Genomic DNA, 233 nt, shown 5'->3' on the forward strand with positions numbered 1-233 from the left:
TGGGGTGAGGTGAGAGCTGGTGCTTGCAAGATTGATTGTGGAGTTGTGGAGGTTAGGGAGGGAAATGTAAGTGTGGAAAAAGGTTGGGGAGATGTGAGAGATGGAGTAAGAAAATTGAATGATGGAGGGGGGAAAGTTTATGATGGAAGGGGTGAATTGGGTGGGGGATTAAAGGATGGAGCGGAGGAAAGTGGTAAAATTAAAGCTAATGAAAAAAATATCGGGATGTTTGG

1 protein-coding gene is annotated in these 233 nt (G+C 44.6%); it reads left to right on the forward strand.

Going from position 1 to position 233, the window contains the following annotated elements:
- On the forward strand, window positions 1-233 hold a 233-nt coding region (locus FS736_RS24775), incomplete at both ends, for a hypothetical protein (RefSeq protein ID WP_186326954.1).

This window comes from Cytobacillus oceanisediminis 2691, assembly GCF_007678455.1.
Lineage (GTDB): Bacteria > Bacillota > Bacilli > Bacillales > Cytobacillaceae > Mesobacillus > Mesobacillus oceanisediminis_A.